26 protein-coding genes and 1 pseudogene are annotated in these 25,570 nt (G+C 39.6%); 14 read left to right on the forward strand and 13 right to left on the reverse strand.

Annotation, left to right across the window (positions count from 1 at the left end; all coding sequences use genetic code 11):
* The first annotated feature begins 341 nt into the window (after positions 1 to 341).
* From SGLY_RS07710 to SGLY_RS07730, 5 genes are all read left to right on the forward strand, one after another.
* Positions 342 to 788 (forward strand): MerR family transcriptional regulator, encoded by a 447-nt coding sequence (locus SGLY_RS07710; protein WP_013624716.1) that lies wholly within the window; start codon positions 342 to 344, stop codon positions 786 to 788.
* A 47-nt stretch (positions 789 to 835) separates the two neighbouring features.
* Positions 836 to 2,527: an MFS transporter gene (locus SGLY_RS07715; protein ID WP_013624717.1), complete on the forward strand. Its 1,692-nt coding sequence runs from the start codon at positions 836 to 838 to the stop codon at positions 2,525 to 2,527.
* 65 nt (positions 2,528 to 2,592) lie between these two features.
* Entirely contained in the window at positions 2,593 to 3,441 is an 849-nt protein-coding gene (locus SGLY_RS07720; RefSeq protein ID WP_013624718.1) for a divergent polysaccharide deacetylase family protein, read from the forward strand.
* A 176-nt stretch (positions 3,442 to 3,617) separates the two neighbouring features.
* Complete coding sequence (locus SGLY_RS07725; RefSeq protein WP_013624719.1) at positions 3,618 to 4,193, forward strand: DUF3793 family protein; 576 nt, start codon at positions 3,618 to 3,620, stop codon at positions 4,191 to 4,193.
* A gap of 98 nt (positions 4,194 to 4,291) precedes the next feature.
* A complete protein-coding gene (locus SGLY_RS07730) occupies positions 4,292 to 5,368 on the forward strand; it encodes a glycosyltransferase (protein ID WP_013624720.1) in 1,077 nt (358 codons plus the stop codon).
* A gap of 358 nt (positions 5,369 to 5,726) precedes the next feature.
* Here the strand turns inward: SGLY_RS07730 and SGLY_RS07735 are convergent, their stop codons facing one another.
* Genes SGLY_RS07735 through SGLY_RS07745 form a run of 3 tightly spaced genes read right to left on the reverse strand, consistent with a single transcriptional unit; the run spans position 5,727 to position 8,352 of the window.
* Positions 5,727 to 6,176, reverse strand: a complete 450-nt coding sequence (locus tag SGLY_RS07735; protein ID WP_013624721.1) for a hypothetical protein — start codon at positions 6,174 to 6,176, stop codon at positions 5,727 to 5,729.
* 10 nt (positions 6,177 to 6,186) lie between these two features.
* Positions 6,187 to 7,179 (reverse strand): glycosyltransferase, encoded by a 993-nt coding sequence (locus SGLY_RS07740; RefSeq protein WP_013624722.1) that lies wholly within the window; start codon positions 7,177 to 7,179, stop codon positions 6,187 to 6,189.
* A gap of 36 nt (positions 7,180 to 7,215) precedes the next feature.
* Positions 7,216 to 8,352, reverse strand: coding sequence for a DegT/DnrJ/EryC1/StrS family aminotransferase (locus SGLY_RS07745; RefSeq protein ID WP_013624723.1), 1,137 nt, complete (start codon positions 8,350 to 8,352; stop codon positions 7,216 to 7,218).
* Between the two features lie 275 nt (positions 8,353 to 8,627).
* Between SGLY_RS07745 and SGLY_RS07750 the strand changes: the two genes are divergently transcribed.
* Together SGLY_RS07750 and rfbB are read left to right on the forward strand one after the other, a co-directional pair.
* Positions 8,628 to 9,692 carry a glucose-1-phosphate thymidylyltransferase gene (locus SGLY_RS07750; RefSeq protein WP_013624724.1) on the forward strand — a complete coding sequence of 355 codons (1,065 nt, stop codon included), beginning with the start codon at positions 8,628 to 8,630 and terminating at the stop codon, positions 9,690 to 9,692.
* 40 nt (positions 9,693 to 9,732) lie between these two features.
* Positions 9,733 to 10,716 carry a dTDP-glucose 4,6-dehydratase gene (gene rfbB, locus SGLY_RS07755; RefSeq protein ID WP_013624725.1) on the forward strand — a complete coding sequence of 328 codons (984 nt, stop codon included), beginning with the start codon at positions 9,733 to 9,735 and terminating at the stop codon, positions 10,714 to 10,716.
* A gap of 180 nt (positions 10,717 to 10,896) precedes the next feature.
* On the opposite strand, the gene SGLY_RS07760 is transcribed toward rfbB, so the two are convergent.
* On the reverse strand, positions 10,897 to 11,121 hold the full coding sequence (locus tag SGLY_RS07760; protein ID WP_013624726.1) for a hypothetical protein: 225 nt from the start codon (positions 11,119 to 11,121) through the stop codon (positions 10,897 to 10,899).
* Positions 11,122 to 11,459: 338 nt separating this feature from the next.
* Here SGLY_RS07760 and SGLY_RS07765 point away from each other — a divergent pair, with 338 nt between their 5' ends.
* Both SGLY_RS07765 and SGLY_RS07770 read left to right on the forward strand, forming a co-directional pair.
* Complete coding sequence (locus tag SGLY_RS07765) at positions 11,460 to 12,359, forward strand: glycosyltransferase family 2 protein (protein WP_013624727.1); 900 nt, start codon at positions 11,460 to 11,462, stop codon at positions 12,357 to 12,359.
* Positions 12,360 to 12,417: 58 nt separating this feature from the next.
* A complete protein-coding gene (locus SGLY_RS07770; protein ID WP_169312020.1) occupies positions 12,418 to 13,059 on the forward strand; it encodes a NeuD/PglB/VioB family sugar acetyltransferase in 642 nt (213 codons plus the stop codon).
* A gap of 117 nt (positions 13,060 to 13,176) precedes the next feature.
* Here the strand turns inward: SGLY_RS07770 and SGLY_RS07775 are convergent, their stop codons facing one another.
* The 6 genes from SGLY_RS07775 to SGLY_RS18140 form a co-directional block, all read right to left on the reverse strand.
* Positions 13,177 to 13,404 (reverse strand): acyl carrier protein, encoded by a 228-nt coding sequence (locus tag SGLY_RS07775; RefSeq protein ID WP_013624729.1) that lies wholly within the window; start codon positions 13,402 to 13,404, stop codon positions 13,177 to 13,179.
* 1 nt (position 13,405) lies between these two features.
* A complete protein-coding gene (locus SGLY_RS07780; RefSeq protein WP_013624730.1) occupies positions 13,406 to 15,124 on the reverse strand; it encodes an HAD-IIIC family phosphatase in 1,719 nt (572 codons plus the stop codon).
* Complete coding sequence (locus SGLY_RS07785) at positions 15,124 to 15,855, reverse strand: SDR family NAD(P)-dependent oxidoreductase (protein ID WP_013624731.1); 732 nt, start codon at positions 15,853 to 15,855, stop codon at positions 15,124 to 15,126. The genes SGLY_RS07780 and SGLY_RS07785 overlap by 1 nt, the downstream gene beginning before the upstream one ends.
* 18 nt (positions 15,856 to 15,873) lie before the next feature.
* On the reverse strand, positions 15,874 to 16,302 hold the full coding sequence (locus SGLY_RS07790; protein WP_013624732.1) for a MaoC family dehydratase: 429 nt from the start codon (positions 16,300 to 16,302) through the stop codon (positions 15,874 to 15,876).
* 196 nt (positions 16,303 to 16,498) lie between these two features.
* A complete protein-coding gene (locus tag SGLY_RS07795; protein WP_013624733.1) occupies positions 16,499 to 17,401 on the reverse strand; it encodes a metallophosphoesterase in 903 nt (300 codons plus the stop codon).
* Between the two features lie 180 nt (positions 17,402 to 17,581).
* A complete protein-coding gene (locus SGLY_RS18140) occupies positions 17,582 to 17,740 on the reverse strand; it encodes a hypothetical protein (RefSeq protein WP_013624734.1) in 159 nt (52 codons plus the stop codon).
* A 246-nt stretch (positions 17,741 to 17,986) separates the two neighbouring features.
* Between SGLY_RS18140 and SGLY_RS07800 the strand changes: the two genes are divergently transcribed.
* The 4 genes from SGLY_RS07800 (at position 17,987) to SGLY_RS07815 (ending at position 22,163) form a co-directional block, all read left to right on the forward strand.
* Complete coding sequence (locus SGLY_RS07800; protein WP_041444741.1) at positions 17,987 to 18,877, forward strand: glycosyltransferase; 891 nt, start codon at positions 17,987 to 17,989, stop codon at positions 18,875 to 18,877.
* Positions 18,878 to 19,029: 152 nt separating this feature from the next.
* A complete protein-coding gene (locus SGLY_RS07805; RefSeq protein WP_013624736.1) occupies positions 19,030 to 19,686 on the forward strand; it encodes an acetyltransferase in 657 nt (218 codons plus the stop codon).
* A 32-nt stretch (positions 19,687 to 19,718) separates the two neighbouring features.
* Positions 19,719 to 20,858 carry a glycosyltransferase gene (locus SGLY_RS07810; RefSeq protein ID WP_013624737.1) on the forward strand — a complete coding sequence of 380 codons (1,140 nt, stop codon included), beginning with the start codon at positions 19,719 to 19,721 and terminating at the stop codon, positions 20,856 to 20,858.
* A gap of 174 nt (positions 20,859 to 21,032) precedes the next feature.
* Positions 21,033 to 22,163, forward strand: coding sequence for a DUF4474 domain-containing protein (locus SGLY_RS07815; protein WP_013624738.1), 1,131 nt, complete (start codon positions 21,033 to 21,035; stop codon positions 22,161 to 22,163).
* Between the two features lie 125 nt (positions 22,164 to 22,288).
* On the opposite strand, the pseudogene SGLY_RS18555 reads toward SGLY_RS07815, so the two are convergent.
* The 3 genes and pseudogenes from SGLY_RS18555 to SGLY_RS07825 all read right to left on the reverse strand — a co-directional run.
* Positions 22,289 to 22,366 (reverse strand): annotated as a pseudogene (locus tag SGLY_RS18555) (hypothetical protein); the annotation flags it as partial.
* A complete protein-coding gene (locus SGLY_RS07820) occupies positions 22,354 to 22,647 on the reverse strand; it encodes a helix-turn-helix transcriptional regulator (RefSeq protein ID WP_013624739.1) in 294 nt (97 codons plus the stop codon). The gene SGLY_RS07820 and the pseudogene SGLY_RS18555, both read right to left, overlap by 13 nt.
* Positions 22,648 to 22,688: 41 nt before the next feature.
* Positions 22,689 to 23,297, reverse strand: coding sequence for a TetR/AcrR family transcriptional regulator (locus SGLY_RS07825; RefSeq protein ID WP_013624740.1), 609 nt, complete (start codon positions 23,295 to 23,297; stop codon positions 22,689 to 22,691).
* A 156-nt stretch (positions 23,298 to 23,453) separates the two neighbouring features.
* On the opposite strand from SGLY_RS07825, the gene SGLY_RS07830 reads away from it, so the two are divergent.
* Complete coding sequence (locus tag SGLY_RS07830; RefSeq protein ID WP_013624741.1) at positions 23,454 to 24,554, forward strand: MBL fold metallo-hydrolase; 1,101 nt, start codon at positions 23,454 to 23,456, stop codon at positions 24,552 to 24,554.
* The last annotated feature ends 1,016 nt before the right edge of the window (positions 24,555 to 25,570 follow it).

The following is a 25,570-nucleotide window of genomic DNA, read 5'->3' on the forward strand; positions in this document are numbered from 1 at the left end:
TTTAATCTTTATTATTGTCTTAAAGTTTAGCTGCATTATCGATATCTGTCTGAAATGATTCGGTTTCAACCAGGATGGTGTAGAGAAAGAGACAGCGGACAAAAGATAATGGGGTTCCGGTAGTCAAAATAGTTCATCACCTCGCAAAACATATTATGATTCGGAAATAATACATAAAACAGAAAGAACAGATCAGGAGAGCTTGTTTGGGGCAAGCTTCAGTTTTAACCGGTGGACCTTTTTCGGTAAACGGGCGAAGCAGTGCGACACGGAGTTAACGTTGACGTTAACGTTTATGAGTGGTATGATGTTATTTATCGTATTTTGATGGGAGGATACCCGTGGACAGGTTGAAAATAGACCAGGTGGCCTTACAAAGCGGGCTGACAAAACGAACAATCAGGTATTACGAAGAGATAGGGCTATTACCCCCGCCTCAACGCAGCGGGGGAGGGATCAGGTATTATACTGAGGAACATATTACATTGCTGAAAAAAATAAAGTATGCCAAAGATGCCCTGGGATTTTCCCTGCAAGAGCTGCAGCATTTCATCTCATTCAGCAATATCATCGAATCTCAAAAAGCAGGCTATAAACAGTTATCTGAACGGACCGAACAAAAGGAAAAACTAATCGAGATTATTAATACGCTAAATGAAGAGATAAACCTGATTGAACAAAGAATCCTGAAAATTGAACATTTTCGCCATGATTTGATAGAGATGAAAGAACGGGCCCAAGCCCATGTTGAACGAATAGAGCGGGAGGAGAAGCAGGAAGGAAAATAAGGGTGGAATTGATTTCAAATTTCCGGGGTAAGTAACGAAGAGATAAAATGATTAAAGAGGAAGAAAAGGAACGTGTCATGCAAAATTCAAGATATAAATGGATCGCCTTATCCAATACATCATTAGGTGTTTTTATGGCTACTCTGAATGGAAATATTGTTTTAATTTCCCTGCCCGCTATTTTCAGGGGGATTGAAATCAATCCAATGGCTCCCGGGAGTACGGTGTACTTACTCTGGCTTCTGATGGGTTACACAGTGGTGACGGCAACCCTTTTGGTTTCTTTTGGCCGGATCTCCGATATTTTTGGACGCGCTCGGCTGTATAACTTGGGTTTTGCTATCTTTACCGCGGCTTCCATATTGCTGGTTTTTACCCCCGGAAAAGGAAATACGGGGGCGGCCGAATTGGTGGTCTTGCGGCTGCTGCAAGGTGTCGGCGCCGGATTTTTGTTTTCCAACAGTACGGCGATTCTTACAGACGCTTTTCCGCCCCACCAGAGAGGAACCGCCATGGGACTGAATCAAATCCTGGGGATCGGGGGTTCTCTGGTGGGATTAGTTGCTGGAGGCCTTTTAGCTGATATTCATTGGCGGCTGGTCTTTTTGATTACTGTTCCGGTGGGTTTGGCCGGTACGGTTTGGGCTTATCTTAAACTGCGGGATACAGGGACAGTATCGCAACGACAGAAAATAGACTGGCTGGGCAATGGAACATTTGCTGTTGGCCTGACGATTCTTCTGTTGGCTCTGACCTACGGGATCATGCCCTACGGTCAGGAAAAAATGGGCTGGGGCAATCCGCTGGTGATTTCCGGTATCATGATCGGAATCATCCTGATCATTGCCTTTATCTATATTGAACTGCATACTGAAACCCCTATGTTCCGTTTGGAATTGTTTAAGATCAGAGCTTTCGCGGCAGGGAACCTGAGTCTGTTTCTGTCCTCCATTGCACGCGGCGGGCTGCAATTTATGCTGATCATCTGGTTACAGGGGATTTGGCTGCCGCTCCATGGTTACAGCTTTGAACAGACACCTTTATGGGCGGGAATTTATATGCTTCCGATGATGCTGGGCTTCTTTATCATTGGTCCGATAAGCGGTTTTTTGTCTGACCGTTATGGTGCCCGCGGCTTCGCTACAACAGGTATGCTGATATCGGCATTAGCCTTTATCCTTTTGACTCTTTTGCCTGCAAATTTCAACTATCTCCCCTTTGTCATCATCCTGCTCCTTGCCGGTGTGGGGATGGGAATGTTCGCCGCCCCCAATACAACTGCTATTATGAATACTGTTCCCCCGGAACACCGGGGAGCTTCCTCCGGAATGCGGGCTACTCTGCAAAACACAGGATCTGCTTTAAGTATGACATTATATTTTAGTATTTTGATCATCGGTTTGGCTCACCATCTGCCTGCTGCGATGTACCAGGGACTGATCAACGCGGGGGTGCCCGCCGCAGCCGCTGCGCAAGTGGCCAACCTGCCGCCGACCGGAGCTTTATTTGCTGCTTTCTTAGGATATAATCCTATGGCTCAGCTTCTTCCGGCTGCGGTTCTGAACCAATTGCCCCAGGCCAGTCAGCAGCTGGTTCTGGGCAAGCTGTTTTTTCCGGAATTGATTGCGCCTGCGGTGATGTCCAGTTTGCACATTGCCTTTTACATTTCAACGGCATTATCCCTTATCGCAGCAGTCGCATCATTTTTACGGGGCAAGAAAGGATTAGCGGTTGAGTAGGAATCAAGAATAAAAAAGAAAAATCGTAATATGATAAAGTGACAATAGTTGATTGGAGTAAAGCAATGAAAATGCGAATACTTATTCTTCCTAGAAGACCTTTATTGATTTTTCTATCGTTTATTCTTTTATCTCTGTTTGCCGGGTCCGCCCTGTTGATCAATCGCAGTCAGGATTTGACTGCGGGCAACCTGAGTAATGATTCTGATGAGGCTGTTAACGCCGGTAAAGGGAAACCGAAGATTGCTGTCATCATTGACGACTTTGGCGAAGCCAGGGACGGGGTCAATGAGATCATGAAGATCAAAAAACATTTGACATTTGCTGTGATGCCTTTTTTGACTTACACCACAAGTGATGCGACTGAAGCGCATAAACGGGGATATGAAGTGATCGTACATATGCCGATGCAATCTCAGACAGTCGATAATATAAACTGGCTTGGCCGAAGGCCGATTATGCTGAAAACAAGCAATGACGAGATTAAAAAGATTGCCAAAGAATCCATTGATTCGGTACCTCATGCTGTAGGGGTAAACATCCATATGGGATCACTGGCCAGTCAAAATGAAAGAGTGATATCCAACGTCATGGAAGTCGTTAAAGCGAGAAATCTTTACTTTGTAGACAGCAGAACCACACCAAATACTGTTTGTAAGGCTGTAGCCAAACGTTTTGGGGTCAAATTCTTACAAAGAAATATTTTCTTGGAACATTCCTCAAAAACGAAGGGTTATATAGAAGGTCAGTTGGTTGAGGCAGGAGAACTAGCCTTGAAAGAAGGCTATGCGGTTGTTATCGGACACGTTGGGGCAGAAGGAGGAGCAATTACGGCTCAAGTGCTGGAAGAGATGATACCAAAATTGGAAAGCAAGGGGATTGAATTTGTTTACGCTTCCGAGCTTTTAAAATAACACCGGCAATTTAAAAATAGAAAACAAGATGAGGATAAAGTCAATCATCAGAAGACAATTAAAGGGTACTGAAAAAGGTATCCTTTTTTCACGTTCAATAGAGTAAGAATAAATAAAGCCTGGCATTCCGGACAAGATATGAGGAAAGAAGCCTTGGAGTCTTAAAGGAGATCAAAATGAACAAAGCTATTCTGGAACAATTTAACCAGTATTTGAACAAGCGGGAGGATGATGAGTACTTGTTCATGAAGATTGCTTTTCAGGCCGCACCAACTCTGGTCAATATCAAGCCTTCTTCATTAATTGCCTTGAGCAATCATTCTCGAGACATATTGAATATTTGGGAAGAGCAAAAAGACAGGATTTGCAGCAGGCTGAATGTCTATTATTTTGAGCTGCTCAAATCTGAAAACCATATCAGTATTCTTTTCTATCAGAGAAATAAAATCGTACAGACGCTGGAGAAAACGGAAAATAAGGATTTTTTGAAAAACATGGGATATTGTATAGGGAATTTAGAAGATATTCTGCAACGGTTAAAAAAGAGGTTTCAGGAAAAGTTCCCGCACGAAATCGGAATATTTTTGGGGTACCCATTAGAAGATGTAAAAGGTTTTATTGAATATCAAGGGACAAGTTTTCTGTTATGCGGGTACTGGAAAGTTTATCATAATCCGGAACAAGCGCTTAAAGTGTTCCGCAAATATGATCTGGCCAGAATGAGGTATCTCTTGGAATTGATGACGCAATAGATCAGTATTTTGTCAAATGACTGCCAAAGAAAAAATGAACAGTTAAGCCTCAAATAAAATATATTATTGAACAGAGATTATTTTAATGAGGTAAACCAATGACAACAGTTAGTTTATGTATGATCGTGAAGAATGAAGAGGATACTCTGGCCAGATGTCTGAATTCTGTAAAAGAGATTGTAGATGAGATCATTATTGTCGATACCGGTTCAACGGATCAAACAAAAGAAATTGCCAAAGAATTCAGTGAAAAAATTTACGATTTCCAGTGGATCGAGGATTTTTCAGCCGCCAGAAATTATTCCTTTTCCAAAGCAACAATGGACTATATTTTTTGGCTTGATGCCGATGATGTAATTTTACCTGAGGACGGAAAAAAGCTGAAAGAACTCAAAGACAGCCTTGACCCCGCAGTGGATATTGTGATGATGAAATATAACACGGGTTTTGATGCTCAGGGAAACGTAACATTCAGCTATTACCGGGAAAGATTATCCAAGAGATCAGGCAATTACAAATGGTACGAACCGGTGCACGAATATCTGCTCTACGGAGGAAAGATCATCAGTGTTGAGATCTGTGTAACACATCAAAAAATACATCCCGCTCAACCGGGCAGAAATATTGCAATCTATGAAAAAATAATTGCGGAAGGCCGGGAATTAACGCCCCGGGGGCTTTACTATTTTTCCCGGGAATTAAAAGACCATGGCAGATTTCAGGATGCCATAAAATATTTTACCGATTTCCTGAATTCTGAAAAGGGTTGGGTTGAAGATAATATTTGTGCTTGCGGGGAACTTGCCAAATGTTACAAAGCGATAGGGGACAATAATAATGAGCTTCCGGCATTACTCAAAAGCTTTGAATATGCCGCACCCAGGGCTGAAACTTGCTGCCAGATCGGTTATTTTTTTAAAAATAAAAAGAATTATGAGGTAGCCGTCTTTTGGTTTGAACTGGCTACAAATCTAAAGAAACCTAAAAACAGCTGGGGATTTGTCCGGGAAGATTACTGGGGGTATATCCCTTGGATAGAATTGTGCTACTGTCATTACCAGCTGGGCCATACTGAAGAGGCAAGGGGTTATAATGACAAAGCCGCGGAATATAAGCCTGATGACCCCAGTGTTTTATATAACCAGAATTTCTTTAACAGCTTAAAAGAATCCTAGCAGAGATAAACAGCATACAACTCCAATTGCATGCTGTTTATCATTTTATCCTTGTGCTTAAATCAACAGTTAAAAAGGCGGTACGTGTTTAACAACATCGGGTAAATGGAAATGGCCGAGGAAACGGTGGTTTTTCACGTTCTAACTCTTCAATCTCATCTAAAATACGAAATAACAACCAAATAATAACTGCTAATTCTATCGTGATAATCGGAAAGAATATTGAAACGATTAAACACATGTTCAGACCCCCTCTGGCATTCTTTGTCTTTTCCGGTTCTGTATTAAATTATGTGACTTGTCCGGATTTTGTGAATAAGCTGTCTGAATTTTTCTTGGAAGGCAAAAGGCGTCCTTTCTATAAAAAAAGCGCGTAATTATATTCCAGCCAGGGAAGGATGTCGTCGATTCCGTCAAGAAGAGCGTCTGCCCAAAGGTGGACTTCGCTGCTTTCTCCTTTATGAGGGTGGCCGACAATAATCGTACGTTTGCCTAAGCCTATTCCCAGGGCCCAATCGGCGGTAGCATCTATTCCACATGGCAGCAAAAGGATAATTAGATCCGCTTGGGCAATGGCCTCACGGTTTTCATCCACAGCCGCCTTCCACTCAGGACGGTTCAGATATTCACGATAATTATGCCGCTCGGGATTAAATTTTTCAGGAAACATTTCAGGCGGAGCTTCATAACTTTTCCGGCAGTCCGGGTCAGTAAAGTCAAAAACCTCATGCTCATGTGCCCGCAGAGTTTGAGCCAGCTCCCGTACAATGACACGTTTTTTCCAGGAGGCACTGATATAAATGTTCATTAATCCACCCCTAGTTTGATCTGCTGATATAGTGTTCAAAATTTTCACTTGCCCAGACCATATTATATTTATGCTCGACAATGGAGACGGGATCACTAATTGAAGCACAATAGGCAGTCCTGTTTCCTTCCGAAAGTTCCTTGAACGTTTCAAGGTATTTCCATTTGAATTTACTGGCAAAGGAATCGTTGACATTAGATTTTTTGCTAAGCATATAGCATGTCTGATCGCTTTTATTTAAGGTGCAGATTTCTTGTCCCTGACACTGGGCACAGCCGATCGACTGGGTCATATCAATCTCTACTGTCGTGACAAACCCGGCCTTAAAAGAAGTGTAGTGGGTTACCCTGGGGGAAAGCTCGGCATCCCCATACCCGTTTTCTTCACTCCAATAGCCTATTTCTGTAAACAGTTCCGGTCTGAGGACTTGCAGGCTTCCGGGAATGAAGTCCATTATTCCGTCGATCTGGGCATCTCTCAGCTCCAGATAGGCGGCATTCCCACTTATCTTAGGGATGATGGGCGGCATGTGTCTCGGATAAGGGTTGTCTCTTGTTACCCCTAAAAGACCAACATCAGGAAAAGCCTCAAAGACCTCCATAAAGCGTGATATCCAGTTTTTTGTTTTAATATAAACATCACTGTCTATCGCAATAAAGTACTGATCAGGTCTTCTTTTGGCTAAATTAAAGTTGGCGGCATAAATTGGTCCGAGATTTAACTTGAACTGGGTTTTAGACTTGATTCTTTTATCCTGCAGGCTATTGATATAATCCCAGGTGTTGTCTTTGGAATTGCAATCGATAATATGCATCTCAAAGTCTTCGTCGGAATCAAGAATATTGTTTAAATTTTTTATGGTCAAGCCAAGACGGTTGAAGGTGATATAACTAATAAACGGAGGAGGATATGAAGCAGATCCGGTTTTTTGTTCATCCGGTATGAGGCCGCTTAATCCATATATTTTTAGAATTTCTTTAACGGCAGAGTCTATTTCTTTCATCTTTTTATCTCAATCCTTTTGCTTTATGATCAAATCTTATTTTGGTTTTACTTTTCGAATAATTGTGCAGATTTTCTTGACATCAGATTCACACATTCTCCCATGGAGAGGTAAAGCCAAAATGGAATTGGCCGTTTTGTTGGCGATAGGGAGTTTTGTTTCAGAGGCAGACGGCAGATCTTTATAACATTGAAAGTTACTGCAAAGTGGATAGAAATATTTGCGTGAAATAACATTGTATTGCAAAAGCTTTTCATGAAGCTCATCACGGGTAAGTCCGAATTGATGTTGATCAATTTTAACAGCGAAATACGGGTAGTTGTGGCGAATTCCTTCGATATCCTGATAAACCTGAAGCCCTGAAAGATCATGAAGCAGTTGACGGTACAAATCAGTTAAATATTTTCTTTGTTCAATTTCGGCCTGCACTTTTTTTAGCAAAAGCAAGCCTACTGAAGCCTGAATCTCGTTTAATTTGCCGTTGGTGCCCGGTTCTTTCACGGTAGAATCATTGTTTATCCCAAAATTTCTCAGACTGTCTAGCCTTTCTTTTAAATAAGGATTATTGCAGGCTAAAGCGCCTCCTTCAATCGTGTGATAAATCTTGGTGGCATGGAAGCTGAACATCGAAATATCTCCATAAGATGCGATCGGTTTATCCTTTATTTTTACGCCGAAGGCATGAGCGGCATCGTACAAAACCTTGAGACCGTATTTATCGGCAATCTGTTGGATTTTTTCCACATTGCACGGGGTACCGAATACATGCACGGGCAAGATCCCGGTGGTTTTCTCCGTAATCAGGGATTCAATCAAATCCGGGTCAAGATTTAAAGAGTCTTCCTGGATATCGCAAAAAACAGGCTTGAGATTGCTCCAGGTTAAGGCATGAACTGTGGCGGCAAACGTAAATGGAGTAGTGATGACTTCTCCGGATAAACGTAAAGCCCGGCAGGCAACCTGTAAAGCAATTGTGCCGTTGCAGAAGACCGAAAGACAGTCGGTACCGAGAAAGTCGGCAAGCTGATTTTCCAATTCCATGACCATTTTTCCATTATTGCTGAGTTGATTGCTCTCAAAAACTGATTTCATGATCCGGGACAATTCATCCCATTCAGGCATTAATGGTTGGGTAATATAGAAAGGGTTTGGAAAACCTTCAATGTGATCCATTTTATACACCTCATATAAAAAAACGATAAGAATGGCTAATATCGATTGGAGTTTAGGCGCAAATGGCGCCGCGGAAAAAATGATCTTGCTGAATGTTTAAGTTAGTCCAATCTTCACGATTTATTATATGGAAATAGTTGTCCATCGTGACAAACCTTTAGGCCATTTTTTGCCAATTATTTATTTTCTTATTCACAAGATACAAACCTGCAAAATACTATGTAAAAAGGACAACTCAGGAGTTCTTAATTTTAATCATAGGAGACTTTTAGAGGATGAAAGCATTAATTTTAAGCGGAGGTACAGGCACCAGACTGAGGCCGTTAACCTACTCCAATGCCAAACAGCTCTTGCCTCTGGCCAATAAACCCATCATCTTTCATATCATTGAAAAGATCAAAAAATCAGGAATAAACGATATTGGGATCGTTGTAGGAGACACTCAGGAAAAAGTAAAAAATACAGTTGGAAACGGTGAGAGATGGGATGTAAAGATCACTTATATTTATCAGGCTCATTCTCTGGGGCTTGCCCATGCTGTTCAGACCGCGGCAGAATTCATTGGGGACAGTGATTTTATGATGATCCTGGGTGACAATATGTTTAATATGGATTTGGGCAAGTTAATAGAAAATTTTTATTCTAATCAGGCAAGCAGCACGATTTTACTTCATAAAGTCAATAATCCTGGGGAATTTGGGGTTGCCGTTGTAGATGATAAAGGCTGTATTATTGGGCTTGCGGAAAAACCAAAGGAGTTCATCAGTGATTTAATCATAACGGGGATCTATCTCTTTGGTCCCAGCATTTTTCCGGCCATTGAAAAAATCACACCTTCGGGCAGGGGAGAGCTGGAAATAACTGATGCGATTCAAAAACAATTGGAGATGGGTGGCCGGGTGACTTACGAGCTCATCCAAGGATGGTGGAAAGATACGGGAAAATTGGAGGATATCCTGGAGGCCAACAGGCTGGTGCTTGATGAGATCGAAAACAAATATTGTTTTATTTCCGACTGTGCTTCGTCAATTTCCGGGAAAGTAAAAGCAAGCGACAATGTAGTGGTAAAAGACAGCATTATTCATGGTCCTGTTCATATCGACGAAGATGTATTGATCATTAATAGCTGTATAGGACCATATACCTCTATCGGCAAAGGTTCAATCATAAAAGAATGTGAAATAGACAATAGTATTGTTCTGGAAAATACCCATTTGGAAAGTGTGAGTAAAAGAATAACAAGCAGTCTAATCGGAAAAAACGTTTCGATAAAAAGAAAAACGAACAGACCTTTTTCGAACTCCTTCTTTGTAGGAGATGACAGTGAAATCAGTCTATAGATTTTTATAAAATTCAGTATTTGATTAAGGAGAGACAAAAGTGAACGTGATTTTAGTGACAGGAGGAGCCGGTTTTATCGGAAGCAATTATATCAGGCTTTTTTTGCAGACGAATAAAGACGATAAAGTGATCAACTATGATAAGCTGACTTATGCCGGTAATATTGAGAATATTCAAGATTTGGACAGCAATCCGAGGTACTGTTTTGTTAAAGGAGATATCTGTGATGAAAAGCACTTCACCAAAATCATCAAAGAATATGATCCGGATTATGTCATAAATTTTGCTGCCGAATCGCATGTGGATCGGAGTATTGATGATCCTTCAATATTTGGGGATACGAATATCATGGGGACATTAAATATCCTTCAATGTCTCAAGAATTTTTGGAAAAAAAGTAATGATCAAAATAAAAAGTTTTTGCAGATTTCTACAGATGAAGTATATGGAAGTTTGGAAAATGACGATGATTCTTTTACGGAAAGCTCTCTCTTGATGCCCAATAGTCCATATTCGGCCTCGAAAGCGGGAGCCGATTTAATGGTCAGAGCATTTGTAAAAACTTATGGATTTCCTGCAATGATTACACGGTGCAGCAATAATTACGGTCCATTTCAAAATGCTGAAAAGTTTATCCCTTCATGTATCATTAAAGCATTAAAAGATGAAGCCATTACGATATACGGAGATGGAACAAATATCAGGGAATGGATTCACGTCAATGATCATTGTGCGGCAATCACTAAAGTATTGTTAAAAGGAAAGCTTGGAGAAGTCTATAATATCGGGAGCGGAGATGAGGTTTCAAATATCGAAATGGCCAGGCTGATTTTAAAACATCTGGGGAAGGAAACAGGCAGAATAGAGAAAATTACGGACAGACCTGGTCATGACAGGCGGTACGCTTTAGACAGCAAGAAAATAGCCGGGGAACTCGACTGGAAATGCAGCTACCAATTGGAAAAAGGAATAAAAGAGACGATAAGCTGGTATCAAAATAACCGGGCTTGGTGGGATAAATAACTGCCGGAATTTAAAAAGTGTTCAAAAATTGCGTAAACCTCCGAATCGAAAGAGAAATATAGATTCCGGAGGTTTCTTTTACGGCTGCAAAATCTCCTGTCCTAGCGATCGCTGTGACAGGAGATTTCATTTGATAGGATTTAAGTGTAGGGTAGCGTTGTGTTTGATTGAGATACTTTGTTACCAATACTTATATCTGTGATCGATAGGATTGATAGGATCGATAGGGAAGACAGGATCGATATTGAGATCACTATCGATATCAATATCAAGATCAATATCGGTATCCTTGTTAGACTCTGTTTTGGCAGAATATATTTTGCATACTGCGTAAACAGCGCCAATAGATAATATTCCCCCAATAATGGCCAATGATTTTTTAATGATTTTAAGTTTTTTGGACATGATTAATTTCACCTCTTTTTATGAAAGATTACTCCTTACTGCGCCGACTGTTTTTTGCAAACAGCAGAAAGTCAGAAAGTCAAGGTATTTTTCGATTTAACCAGTCAGGACACTCAAGGCTTGTGAATAAGAAAGGATCTTAAATACCAATTATTGCTAGTAATACAGGATATGTACAAGGATATAAAAGGTGACAAGTTCCTTTGTGAGCAATACGGGAGATTGTAACACTGGACAACTTTATCCATATTATGCTAATAGATGGGCCAAACGAAAAGGCAATTGCTCAATAGACAGATCTGGAAAAATATAAATCAATTTGAAAGGATAATCACATTATGCCGGTACCAATGGTAAGCTATATTACTTGGAACAGAATGGGTTTGAATATTAGAAATCTCAATGCTTTATTGAGAACTGCGGATGATTTTGAACTCTGCATTATAGACAATAACTCAAAGGATGATACATGGGATTATGTTATGAGCTTAACTGATCCCCGGATAAAATTAAGAGAAAAGCTTGCTGAAAACGCAGGACCAATTTACGCAGTGAATTATGTCCTGGCAAAAAGGCATCCTGAACAATATTTTATTGCTTTAGACAGTGATATCTATATCAAGACACCTGATTGGATAACCAGATTTTTGAAAGTCTTTGACACGTTTCCGGAGGCAGGCCTTCTGGGGTTGCCTCGTGCTAATCCGTATCCTTATTATTTGCCGGAAATCATCAGGAAGGAAAAAGACGGTGTCTGTTTTTCTCAACTGAAAAATGGAAAGGTTGGAGTGATGCTGGATTTTGTACCGGGACATTGCCAATGTTTAAGACCAGAATTGATTAAAGAAATAGGCTACTGGTGCGAGGAATGCGCTTTTGGAGATGCTGAATTATCTATAAGAGTAAACCAATACAGCTCATTTAAAGCCGGATTTGCGCACAATATTGAGATAGATCAGACGCAGTATCTTCCTTGTATGCAATGTGAAGGCCAGCATCTATGTAAGCTTGATCAAGTCAATGACACATGTTTTCAGCTAAGGAATGAAAAATATAAAAATGAATCCTTTGCCGCACTTTTTTGGTGGAAATATCTTGAATATTTTAATGAACTTGCCCAGGGAAAAAGAACTTCTTATTGCGCTTCGGTTCATGACCCGGAATCGATGATCGATCATCTTTATCATAAAGCGTGGGCCCAGGAAAATTTTGATTTTTATTTAAATCATGCTAATTAAAACAGTGGGGTTTTGCATATTTATATTAAAGATTGAGAGAAAGGGAATGGACCATTTTATGAAAGATTTAATTATCTACGGATCAGGAGGATTAGCCAAGGAGATTGTTCAGTTAATCAAGGATATCAACTCCGTTCATGAGGAGTGGAGAATCCTTGGCTATATTGACGATACCAGACCTGGTTATGAAAAACTGATTTGTGGATATCGAATACTCGGTTCGTCGGAGATATTAAAAGACTTTACTTCAAAGACCAATATTGTGATCGCAATTGGTGATCCCAGGACGAAAAAGAGTATATATGAAAAAATTAAGGAATATCAGCTTAGTTTTCCCACGCTGGTGCATCCAAAAGCTAAAGTAGCCGATGGTGCAGCATTGGGTGAAGGGGCCATCTTAGGATTAGATACGGTAGTGTCGGTCGATGTCAATATCGGTAAATTTGTTTTGCTGAACATGCGCGCGGTGATCGGACACGATGTAAAGATTGGGGATTTTTCATCCTGCCTGGTCAATTGTGTAGTCGCGGGGAATGTCATTATTGAGCAAAGTGTGTTGATTGGGTCAAATGCGGTGATTATGGAAAAAATAAATATTGGAGAAGAAGTCAAAATCGGTATGGGAACGGTTATTTATTTTGATGTTCCGGATAAACACGTCGTGATGAATAAGCCGTTAAAGCCGATATATCTTGGATGATGATCTTCCGCATGTCTGAGAGCGGAACAGAAATAAAATCTTTAATAAAAAAATAACCACGAATTGCCTGAGTCAAATTGTGGTTATTTCTGTAGGGGCTGGTATTGAGCTGTATTTTCAAGAGAGTTTTTTCATCAGGGTGGTGTAAATGTCACCGAGGTTTTTGAATGAAGTGGCTTCATCCATAGTAAATTCAACTTCATAGATATCTTCCAATTCGCTGATGACCACCCAATGCATCAGGGAGTCCCAGCCAGGTGTCACATCTGCCGTAGAGTTTTCATTAAGAGTCTTGGGGTCAACCTTTAGTGTATGGGCAACAATGGTTATAAATTTATTGTCCACCTTACTTTCCTCCGCTTTCTATCTGTATTTCCACATAATCGAAACTTTTTAAGGTGAATGGCTCCGACATCAAATAAACCGTTTTAGAACCTTCTTGACTGAGCTTCTGAAAGCCGGCCGAAGGGTAAAAGTGTTTATTGGCTTCATTTTTGGGAGTTTCAATATAATAGGCAAAGACCTTTTTTATCCCTTTTGACTGAAGAATAGCGAGGATTGAAGATAAAAAACAGTACTCAATATTTCGGCTGAGAACGCGGCAGCTGAGCAAGAACGTATCAATCTGGGCAATATCTCCGGATAGCTTGATGAGGCAAACCCCGACAATTCCATTGTCCCCAAATTTGTCCGTAACCGAGGCACAGAACACCATGTGGTCCGCAGAGACCGACATGCTCTTGACGTGATCCTGAGGATACCGGTGTGTTGTCATATTAAATTGATTTGTTTTGCCGATCAGTTGAGCAATTCTGGGAAGGTTAAACTGGTTTGCTGTTTCTAGGATAAGCTTAGACTGTAAGCTTGCTAAAAAATCTTCTTTGGAATGAAACAGGTGCTCTTCTTCATCCCGTCTTTTATTGGCGAGATACATTTCATTTCTTTTCCGATCGTCCTCGGTGAGATTTAAAACTTCAAAGTCGGCGAGCTTTCTCAAAGTATCGACATATTTACTGGTATCCTTGGGGACATTGACGACTTTTACTTGAGGAAGCAATTTTGTGATCAGTTCCCGTTCTACAGGATTATCATCAAAAAACACCAGACTGTCTAAACCAATATTTAACTCTCTGGCAATTTCAAGCATATTTTCACTCTTATCTTTCCAGTTGATCTTCATGACTGCAAAGAAATTTTTCTTTAAAAGCATATGGGGATGATCCTCAATGATTTCCATGGCATCTTTTAAATTATTCTTGCTGTTAATCGCCAGAATGACCCCTTTTTCATACAGGTTGATCAGCTCCTGCTGAAAATCATAGAAGCTTCTGCCCGCGCCGGAGATATCAAGAGTTATTCCGGAGAGCCCATCTTCCCCGGCAATTCCACCCCAGAGAGTATTGTCGAGGTCCAGAACCAGACATTTCCTGTTTTTATTCTTTATTGGCAAAACATATCTTAAATACTCCCTGGCAAGAACCCTGGCAAAGGGAATTGAAACCGGACTCATGGTCAAATAATACATTCTTTCATCTTTTGCGCGATCATAGCCATACTGGCTGCAAAGACCATGGTAGTCAAAAATATATAGTCTTTCCCGGTCCCGGGCCCATTCTTCAAGCTTGGAATTCAATATGGAGATCATATCCTTTAAGCCTGGTTTGGCTTTATTGTCCAAGATGCCTAAAGGGCTATAATAAGGGACCGGGAAATTGTTGAAAATAATGGTTGCCTTGCTGTTGGTTAAGACAGTCTCAAGCGTCGTCTTCAGCGATTCGAATGTTTCTTGAATAACAGAAGTCTTCAGCTCTTCACTGCTTTTCAAAACAGGAGAACGGTACCATTCTTCGAAAAGAAGTCTTCCCTCTAAGCAGAAGAAAATAATCTCCGGATTAAAGCGATATAAATTGCTGTTTGGATCGGATATTTCAGCATTGTACTGGTTATAAGGCATGTTCAGTATTTCCGAAGCCAGTTGGTTATTGGAGTACTCCTCTTTCATAGCAATTGCGATATATTCAGTAGTGCAGTTACTGAGTAAAGCAATATGAAGTGTTTGTCGCATTAGAATGTTTCCCCTCCATTAACAGGAATATTGATTCCATTTAAAAAATCAGCTTGATCAGATATTAAGAATTCCAGAATATCTGCGGCATCGTCTGTTGAGGCCATTCGGCCCATCGGATGGTTAGCACTGTAAACTTCAAGGTACTTTCGAGGCAGGTATTTAGACAGGTCCGTGGCCATTAGTCCGGGAGAAATCATATTCACGGTAATCCCGTATGGAATGAGTTCCACGGCCAGGGCTTTGGAAAGCCCCATGAGAGCATATTTGGCAGTGATATAATGAGCGATTTTTTTCGGCGGAAGATTAAAGACATAGGAGGATAATATATTGATGATCTTACCTGAATGACGATCTCTCATTAACGGGGAAGTTTCCCTGGAAAAAAAATAAGCGCCCATGACATGGATATCCAGCAGGCTTTTAAAATGATCGGAATCGGAGTTTAAAAAGTCGGTCGGAGTAAAAGCCGGACAAGCATTATTGATTAAAACGTCTATTTTGCCGAATGTAGAAGATATTTTCCTGACGGTATCTTGCACTTCATCACCATTTTGCTGGTTGCATTGAAGAGAGAAGGCACCGGTTTCCCGGGCCAGCTGCAGAGCAGCGTCCTGAGAATTGAGATAGGTAAAGCAAATCATATGCTCCTTATTCAGCGCCAGTCTTTCTACAACTTTTTTGCCAAGACCCCGGCTGCCTCCGGTAATTAAAAATACTTTCTTTTCCATTCCTTTGCCTTCTTTTCGTTATTTCAAATTCACTTTGATGATTCCCCGTATAACCGTCTGGTCCCTTTGATTTTTTATCCTGTATTTGACTGTAAGGATACAGAGGTTCAGAGCGCCGCCATATTGCTTGTCGGTGATTTTCCCGCTCACTTTTACGGTATCTCCGACCCTTACCGGTAATAGATAGTCGGCAGTCTGGCTGATGATGATTGATCCGTTACCCGGAAGATACATCCCGATCAAAGTGGATAAGAAAGAAAGGGAAAGCATACCATGGGCGATGGGACTTTCTAAATTGATTTTCTCACAGTACTCCTTGTCAATATGGACAGGATTGAAATCTCCTGTAAGCCGGGCAAAATCATTAACCATTGTTTGGGTAATTGTTTTTTTCAGTTCATAGCTTTGACCGACAGAGATATCCTTTTCTCGTATAATCTTATACACGATAAATGACCCCTTTTTTAAATGCCTGTAATCAGCAAAAAAATAAAATACTTATGCCATATTGTATTAAAGTAAGGGTAAAGTTGTAACAAAAATCCTGCTATTTTTTGGCAAGCGATTTTTGTATAAAAAAAACAGATCTGTTTTTCCTTGAAGTACCGGCCGGGAAAAACAAATCTGTTTTGATCCGTATCCTCTAGTCAGGGCGAAGAATGAAATAATCTTTTAATTTCCTTGGTCCGCCCAATATTTCTCTGCCGATAAACATTGTCCCATCCTCTCTGGTTTTGACTTTCCATTTGACCAGTGTAATAAAACCATCGGCAATTTCAATTCCGGTTATTGAGCTGGGATGAACGCAGCTTCCATCATTAAAATATGGGGGTTCACCGACTTCGGGAAACATCGGCCGGTGAGTATGGCCGGCAATCAGCATGTGCTTCTCTCGCTTGACCCACTCAGTAATGCTTTTTTCGATAGACTCTTTCTTTTTATAGTTTTTAGCTGTGCTTGTCGGGTCATTAAAACCAAATAATTCAATATCTCTCCATAAATACCTGACGAGAAACCTTCTTAATTTCCACAGTTTATAATCCAGGAAGCTTGCTTGATGGCCATGAATCAAAAGAATTTTTTGACCTGTGATTTCATGCCGTAAAATTAAGCCCTCATAAACGTTGATATTTTCGAACAAAGGAACCTGTTTTTTTTCTTGTTCATCATAATAGTGGTATAGCTTATTTCGTACGAATCGTTCTCTGCTTTTGACCATATCATGGTTGCCGAAGATGAAATAAAGTCTTTCTTTCTTGAAAAATTTCGCAAGAAGTAAAAAGACATCTTTGTGCACGAGCAAGATATCGGAGAATTTCTTATTCTCCCAAAGTTCGTCGCCATCCCCAATCTCAATATAACTATAGTTTTCTTTGTAGTAATGGGTCAAAGCAGCAAAATATAGATTTTGGTTTTTGGAAAAACCATCAGCCCAGCTTCCATCCCCCCTATGCACATCACTCATGATAATGATCCTGGAGGAATCGTTAAAAGGAATTTCTTTTGCTGATTCAAAGACTTTGGAAATGCGTTCTAAGGTACCCATACAGACCCCTCGCCATTACTAAAATTTTTATTCACTTGCAAGATTCCTCAAAAAAAGGTGGCAGAAAAATTCCCCCACCTTAAATACATGCATTTTCCTTGCCTTTCATCTCATGAAGATTTGTCCTGAATGATCAGGATCATCTGCTAGATCAGAAAGAACGTTTCAAAACATTGTTCTTTAAAAGAATCTATGCGGTTGTGGCTGTGGTGTACCTAACGGAGGTTTTTCGTGATGTTCGATTTCCTCAAGATTATGCAGGATGTGGATGAGCAGCCAAATAATAATTGCTAGTTCAATGGCGATAATAGGAAGGAATAATGAGACAACGATAAGCATTTTTTATCCCCCTTTCTACGGAATATTGTCCTTTTTTTAGTATAAATTATGTTTCTTGTCCTGAATTGGTGAATAAGCTGGTTCGTCTAAAATCAGTGATCAGATCATTGTGAGTAGGAGATAGAGATGAACAACAGAGAAAAAGAATTATTGGAAAAATATAGATAAAATTGTAACTAAGGACAACTATTTCCATATAATAAACAGTAAGTTGGACGAACTAGACTATTTGAGGGGATGATGATGATGATACCGCCATTATTAAGTTATGTGACATTTAACCGCCTGGGCCTGACCATAAGCAGCTTATCCAGTATTCTCAATACTTCTGATGATTTTGAAATGCATATCATAGATAATAATTCTACTGACGACACCTGGGACTATATTCTAAGTTTGAATGACAGTCGAATCAAATCAAAAACGAAAAATCCTATAAATGTTGGACAAATTCATGCAATGAACATTAACCTTGCCAGGAGAAAAGAAGATCAATATTTTATAACGATTGACAATGATATTATGATCAACACAAAAGACTGGATAAGCCGGTTTATGCAGGTGTTTGATGCCTTTCCCGATCTTGGTATGCTCGGAGTTCAAACCATTCCTGACAATTCTCCAGATGTCACGCCGGTGTCCCAAAACGGCCAAACCTACCTGGCGTTAAATAAAGTCCCTGAACAACAGCCGAGAAAGTCATTTATTCCCGGCAGCTGTCTGTGTTTAAAACCGGAATTGATTGAGAAAGTCGGTTATTGGAGTGAGGAAAACTGCTTTGGCGATATAGAATTATCCTTCCGAGTGAACAATTTTACTTCTTTTAAGGCAGGTTTTATCACCGATGTTGAACTCAGCATTTTACAAAATGTTGATTGTGCGGGATGTCAGTATAAAGATAGCTGCAAACTGAACAAGGCAGGGGGAAAAACATGCTTTTCCGAGTATAAAAATCTGAATGATATTTTCAGAGATAAGTTCTGGTGGAAATTTAAAGAAACTGTTACAGATATGCAAAGTGGAGCACGCCCGATCTATTGTGCTTCTTTACTCGGTTATAAGATTAATTCTGACCAGATATTTAACTTTAACTGGGCGACAGAGAACATCCAATTTTATATCAACAATGCCAATTAGTTTCTCAGGACCGGATATCAACAATCAGAAATCACCTTATTTGGGTTTGTTCAACCATTGGATTGTTTTTTCTACAGAAATATTTCTAGGCAACAATGTATTAATTTACGAAGTCATTCATCTGAGCAATTAACTAAGATGAGGTAAATCGCATGAAAGATCTAATTATCTTTGGCGCAGGTAACTTTGGCAGAGAAGTCGTCCAGCTTGTCAAGGACATTAATACAGATAAGTCTCAATGGAACCTTCTCGGCTATATTGATGAGACAGTCGAAAAGCAAGGGGCCATGATTAATCATTGTATGGTCCTCGGCAATCTGGACTGGCTAAAAAAAAATATCAGACCAGATCTTTGGATGGTATGTGCAGTAGCGAATTGTAAGAACAAGTATAGTATTCTCAACAAGCTTTCCGGCATGAAAGTAAAATTTGCCAACCTCATCCATCCAAATGTCAAGTTAAGTCATTTCGTTCACTTGGGTATCGGTAATATTATCTGTTGGAATACTTTTTTATCAATTGATACACAGATCGGCAACCATATCATTCTTAGCCCTGGTTGTGCAATTGGGCATGATAGTGTAATTGAAGACTATTCCACATTATACTGGAATGTAAATCTTTCAGGAAATGTAAGGATTGGAGAAGGCTGCGAGATCGGTACAAAAGCCGTGGTTCTTCCGAAGAAAGCAGTAGGCAAATGGAGTGTAGTTGGCGCAGGATCAGTTGTGACTAAAAATGTTCCGGAGAACAGTATTGTTGTTGGCGTCCCGGCAAGACCGATTATTTTTAACGAACAGGATTATTGAATAAATGTTGAACGAAAAAGAAAAGGATTGGTGTGTTGAATATGAAGACACTAAACGATACGATTAAAGAAATTTTAGACATTTATGGATTGGGTCACTTAATGACTGAGATCCCGGCACCGGAACCAGCACCGATTCCGGTGCCTCAACCTCAACCTGAGCCGGTATTGGAACAGGCGCAGGCAGCGGTGCCTGTTCCACAGCCCCAACCGGAACCGGCCTTAGAACAGGTACCAGCGCCAGATCCGCAGCCGACGCCCGCAGCAAATCCTTCTCCTCCTCCGTTTATCAGTTATGTCACATTTAATCGTCTTGGTTTGACCATAAAAAATTTAAATAATATTCTTGATTCCAACGAAGACTTTGAGATGCATATTATTGATTGCAACTCTAAAGACAATACCTGGGATTATATCAATAGTCTGCAAGATGAAAGAATTCAATCAAAAACGCGGTTTGATTTAAACCGTGGACCAATTTATGTTTTAAATTACAACTTGGCAAAGAGAAAACCTAATCAGTATTTTATTACGATAGACAGTGATGTGTATATTAAAACAAAAAACTGGATATCACGTTTTATAGAGGTCTTTGAGGCTTTTCCGAACGTAGGTCTTTTGGGATTGACGAGGGATAATCCTTATCCGAGACACATGCCCCCCATTATCCCCAGAGTAAATGGAAATGCGGCTTATTTGGAGCTCAGAGATGCCCAGATCGGCGGAATAATGGACTTTGTTCCCGGAAGCTTGCAAGTCCTCAGACCGGAACTGATCACGGAAATAGGCTATTGGAGTGAAGAGAACGGGTATGGAGATGCCGAGCTTTCCCCTAGGATAACCCATTACACTTCTTTCAAAGCCGGGTTTATCACAACAGTGGAAATTGATATGACCCAGTCAATCGGTTGTGATGAATGTCAGGGACAAGAGATTTGTGCACTCAATAAAAGTATAAAAACCTGTTATATGTTAAGTAAACAAGCCAATATGAATGATTCTTTCGTCGGTAATTTTAAATGGAAATACCTTGAAACGTTCAAGGAAATGGCGGAGGGGGGCAGGAGTGCGTATTGCGCTTCAATTAATGACCCTGCCTCAATTGTCGGGCATAAATATAATCATGAATGGGCAAACGAAAACTTTGGATATTATATCAGCAGGTCAAATTAGGGGCATTGATAAAAGCTTTGTGCCTAATGAAAATGAGGATCATAACCAGATTCATTCTGGCAATGATCTTTTTTATTACCAGGCTTGTAACCGTTAATAAGGTTGTACCATATCTTAATACAAGGATACTTTTAAATTCAAATAAAAATAATGGTTAAGAAAGAGGAAATTGCGATGTCTATTAAGGTAAAAGAGTACCGAGTTAGAGATATTATCTCTAAACATCAGGTAACACCGGGCAGCAATGAACAATCAAAAGTTTTGCCTCAGGTTATGAACAATGATGAATTGACTAAAGCAGTAGAAATTGCCGGTTATTCTTATGATACGACTCAAGATATATTCTATTCTGCAATGGATGCCTGGCAAAGGAAATTTGGATACTGCCATCTATATGATGAAGCGGCAGCAGTAATGGGAATGATTGTAGATTGTGAACCGGTCTATTTCCAGTATGGAGGGAAAAAATGGCTCATTGAATTTTGGAAAGGCCAGTATGACTTAGTAACCGGTTGTGAAGTCGGGGTTTATATAGAAGCATTTAATCTAAAAATTCCCGGTGTTTTTAACGGGACCTTTTATGATTGCGCAGGCGACGACGATCTGTTGCAAATCTCATATTGTTGTAAAAAGAAAGGCCGTATTCTTTTTACAAGGGAAGGAAAACACTGGTGGCTGACAGGTTTTAAATTAGGGGAGTTTTCAGAGCCTTCCGAATTGATGATGGATATCAGCATCACGCTGAAGGATAAAATAATGTGTAAAGCCTTCGTGGCAGGGTTGAAAAAGACCGGATATTCAGATAAAGAATTTTTTGTAAACGGAAATACGGTAAGATTAATATTCCATCGTCCACGTACCCCTCAGCCGATAACCAGAACACGATCAACAGATCGACTGATACAAACTAAAAATGAATATTTATGTAATCTCTATCAGGAGATAACAGGAGCTTACGACGATATGCAGGATAAAATGAAAGCAATAGAAGAAAAAGCGCCTGAAATTTACGATCTGATCATGAATATGGGGAAAGGAGAAAAGTTTTATACTCAGCATAGAACGATTGTTCATTTAAATAAAGCAAAACAGTTGTATGAAAGCCACGAAACTGTTTTAGGCGTGATGATTGTGATCGGAGTATTTGGGACAGGATTGTTTATTTCAGCTCAATTGTTATCCAAAATCAGTGAAGACAGCAAAAAAATAAGAGAGGGCCATCCTTGTCCTGAGTTGAAAGACACACATGAACGAAAGAAAATAAAAGGGAGAGTCAGAGCAAGCTGTTATGAAAGCAGGGAATAACCCTGCTTTCATTTGTTGTCTAAAGAAAACTGCCTACAGTTTACTTTGTCGACAGTCTGTTGTGACTGTGGCCACAGTCACATTGCTTGCCGTTTAGCGCACTATTGAAAGTGACGGAAGGGTTGTCATTCCTCCGTTTCTCTGGCTCCTTTGGCTTCGTTTATCCCTTTTGCGGTAGCTGCCACAATGATTAGATCTGTATCATATAACTTGTCAAGCTTCCTATCGAGCTGGCGACGGAGCGTCGTTTTTCTGTATCTTTATTTTGGAAAAAGAATTGGTCTACCGATATATCAAAAAGGGTGACAAGTTCATAAAAAACTTGAAAGCTAGGATGCTGTCCTTTGTTTTCAAGTGACATAATGTAACGGGGCGCAAGGTCTACTAGGTGCGCCAGCCGTTCACGGGTCCATCCTCTATTTTCACGTGCTTTTTTAATGGCTTGTCCGAAAGGCTTAAAATCGTATTTATCTTTATTGTGCATTATGATCACCCTATATCATTTTATAAGCCACCTCACAAAAGCTAAACAATATGTATAGGAATCATTTGAGCGCCTTCATCAGTCAAATTTGGAAGTATAATATTCCAAACAACAGACAAAAGATCTTTAGGCCTTGAAACAAAATCGTTCTGACGAAATGTTTCTTGTGTCCAAAAAACAATAATTGACAAAACGGCAAATGCTAAATCATCATAAACACCTTCATAAGGTTCCGCTTTCATCCAGCCTTTGCTTATAAAATTTTGGAAAAGATCTCTAATCAAATTATAGAACTCTTTCTTAACTTCTAATTGTATTTTTTCAATCTCAGGATACTTTCTTGGAAGATCAATTATATTGTTGAAATAAAAGAAGTATTTCCGTTGGTGCTCTACATTGGCCTTTAAAAGGTTATTAATTTTATCAAATGATATATCCTCTAATGAAAATTGCCTGCTTTGATGATCTTTACATTGCTGCTGTATAATTGCATAGATAATGTCATCTTTTTTTTTAAAATGATACGTTAGATTTCCTGGGCTTATATTTAAAGAGCTGGAAATATCTCTCATTTTTACAGATTCGTAACCATAGGTATTAAAAAGTTCAAGTGCCTTATTGAGAATTCTCTCTTTTAAATTACCACTCATTGATCTTACCTTCCTCATAACGATTCTTTAAATTTCATGAGCATATTGACATCATAATAACCCGGCTATATAATTAGTACATATGTACTAATTATATAGCCGGATTCCTATTATGTAAAGGATTTATATAAAAAATGTTAGAACAGGAGTATGAATATGTACGGAGATATTGTTGAAATCGCTCAAAACACTTTGCTCATTGAAGGGAAAAGGCCTTCTACGATTATGAAGGAACCGGACATCGCAAATTCGGTCGTTTATAAAGCGGATGATGTTTTATACCTTTTAGATACTGGAGCTACACCTTTTTTCAGAGAGAGAATACTTAAGGCAATAGACAGCCTTAAGCCTTTCCAAAAGATAATCCTTTTCAATAGTCATTCCCACCCCGATCATGTTGGAAATAATTCTATTATCAACGAAATCAAAGTTGATAAAAAGGAACATTATATCTCACAGGCGGGCATTATCGGGCTTGATACAGAAAAGGACTTTTATAGAAAATTTAAAAATATTGAAAAGTATTATGATTATTTGGATGGACCAACAAATTTTCCAGCTACATTGTTGAGGTTTTCTAAAATAATAAGAATACTGGGGGAAGATATTCCTCTGGATATCCTTTTGAAAAACACCCTTTTAAAATTTATGCCACTTGAACCCTCCAAAGATACTGCATTGCCCCTTGAGAAAATAAATCCTATTAAATTATTAATAGGAAACACAGACTGGACTGGATGGAACTTTGAAGATCATGTATATGTGATGGAAGCGCGAGGCCATTCCCCGGATGAAGTTGTTTTTTATTTACCTAAAGTAAAAGTTTTGTTCTTGGCAGATGAAACTTTTGAATTCTTTAATTGCTGGCCCGATTCAAGCTCCCTAAAAGTGAAAGATGTCATTCATAAAAGCATTAAGTTGTTCCAAAACAAAGAAGCTGAAATATTGATATCCGGCCATACGCATGTCATGTTAAAAGGAAACGATGCAGTTAAATTTCTCAATTCATTGCTTAAAGACTATGAAGAATTCACGAAACAGGTATTACAAATAATAAAAAACTTCCCAAAGGGTATCACTGTAAATAAAATTTATAAAGAATTAAAGAATACGGATACTAACTCAGCGATAAAGAAATACTTAAGCATTGAATTTCCTAAAATGCCACCTTTTTTAAAAACAGTCATTACATCTGTTTTACTTGAAGAAGGTTTTAGAGTTAAAGGCAGGATGAGAAAGAAAAAATTCATTCCATAAAGAGGTTTTTGAATTTATTGGCTATGAATAATTGTCTCAGATAAAATCACTATCTCTATTGGAGGACGATATTTTGGTTTTACAACATTACTGGATTTACTTTTGGGACGTAAAAGACCGTAGTTTAGGCGGTTATAATCATTCGCATAGAAAATAACCCATACTAAATGGCGGTTTTGAAATAAGTGTATTCAAGCCGCCGTTTTTCTTTTCAAAAACTGGATAACGGATGGCATATTAAATTCATCTTTTTTAAGGACACGGCGGCAGAAAGAGGCTACCACCGTGTTTAGTTGCATTCGATTCGAGGCCATTCTGCTTTTCAAAAAAAGCCTTTATGTTTTATGGGACTGCTCCGGTTATGAGCGTCATATATTAGGAAAACCAACAAACTGTTGAAATGGTGGGCTATACCACCTGCAAATGTGAGTTGACTTCAATGTACTCGATATGCGGATAGTGGTTCTTCAGTTATCAGCCTTAATGGGAGCGAACAAGCGAATTATGTTTATCTTTCTGCGATTGGTTCGAGACTTTCAATAGACAAAAGTGGATACGCAACTTGTTCGGGCTACTTAGTTTTGATTTTAAAATTATAAGTCTTCCCTAACTATTACGCTCCAGCGTTCAAATGGCAGTGGCTGGTCTGACGTCAAATCTTGGTCACAGTCTTTTGCGAACAAGAGTTCGCATAGTATGCAAAAAGGATATTATGTATCTTTCGGATACAGTTATCGCGTGTTGACCTCAACAAAATTAGGTCAGCTTTACGTTATGGGCGAGTATTCCACCGACAGCCACCATTTTCAACGTGATGGGATACGATGTTGCGGTAAAGGACGATATGATCAGCACAGCTTTAGCCGCCTTACCCGCAATAAAACGCGATATTATCCTGCTTGAGACGCCGTTCAGGCGAGGACTGGAGGCAGCGGAAGATCACTGCCTCTTATCGGCGACCGAATTAAACTTAAAACGGATGATCAAGTGCTTGGGATGACCTCCCGGGCGCTGTG

The organism is Syntrophobotulus glycolicus DSM 8271 (genome assembly GCF_000190635.1).
GTDB lineage: Bacteria > Bacillota > Desulfitobacteriia > Desulfitobacteriales > Syntrophobotulaceae > Syntrophobotulus > Syntrophobotulus glycolicus.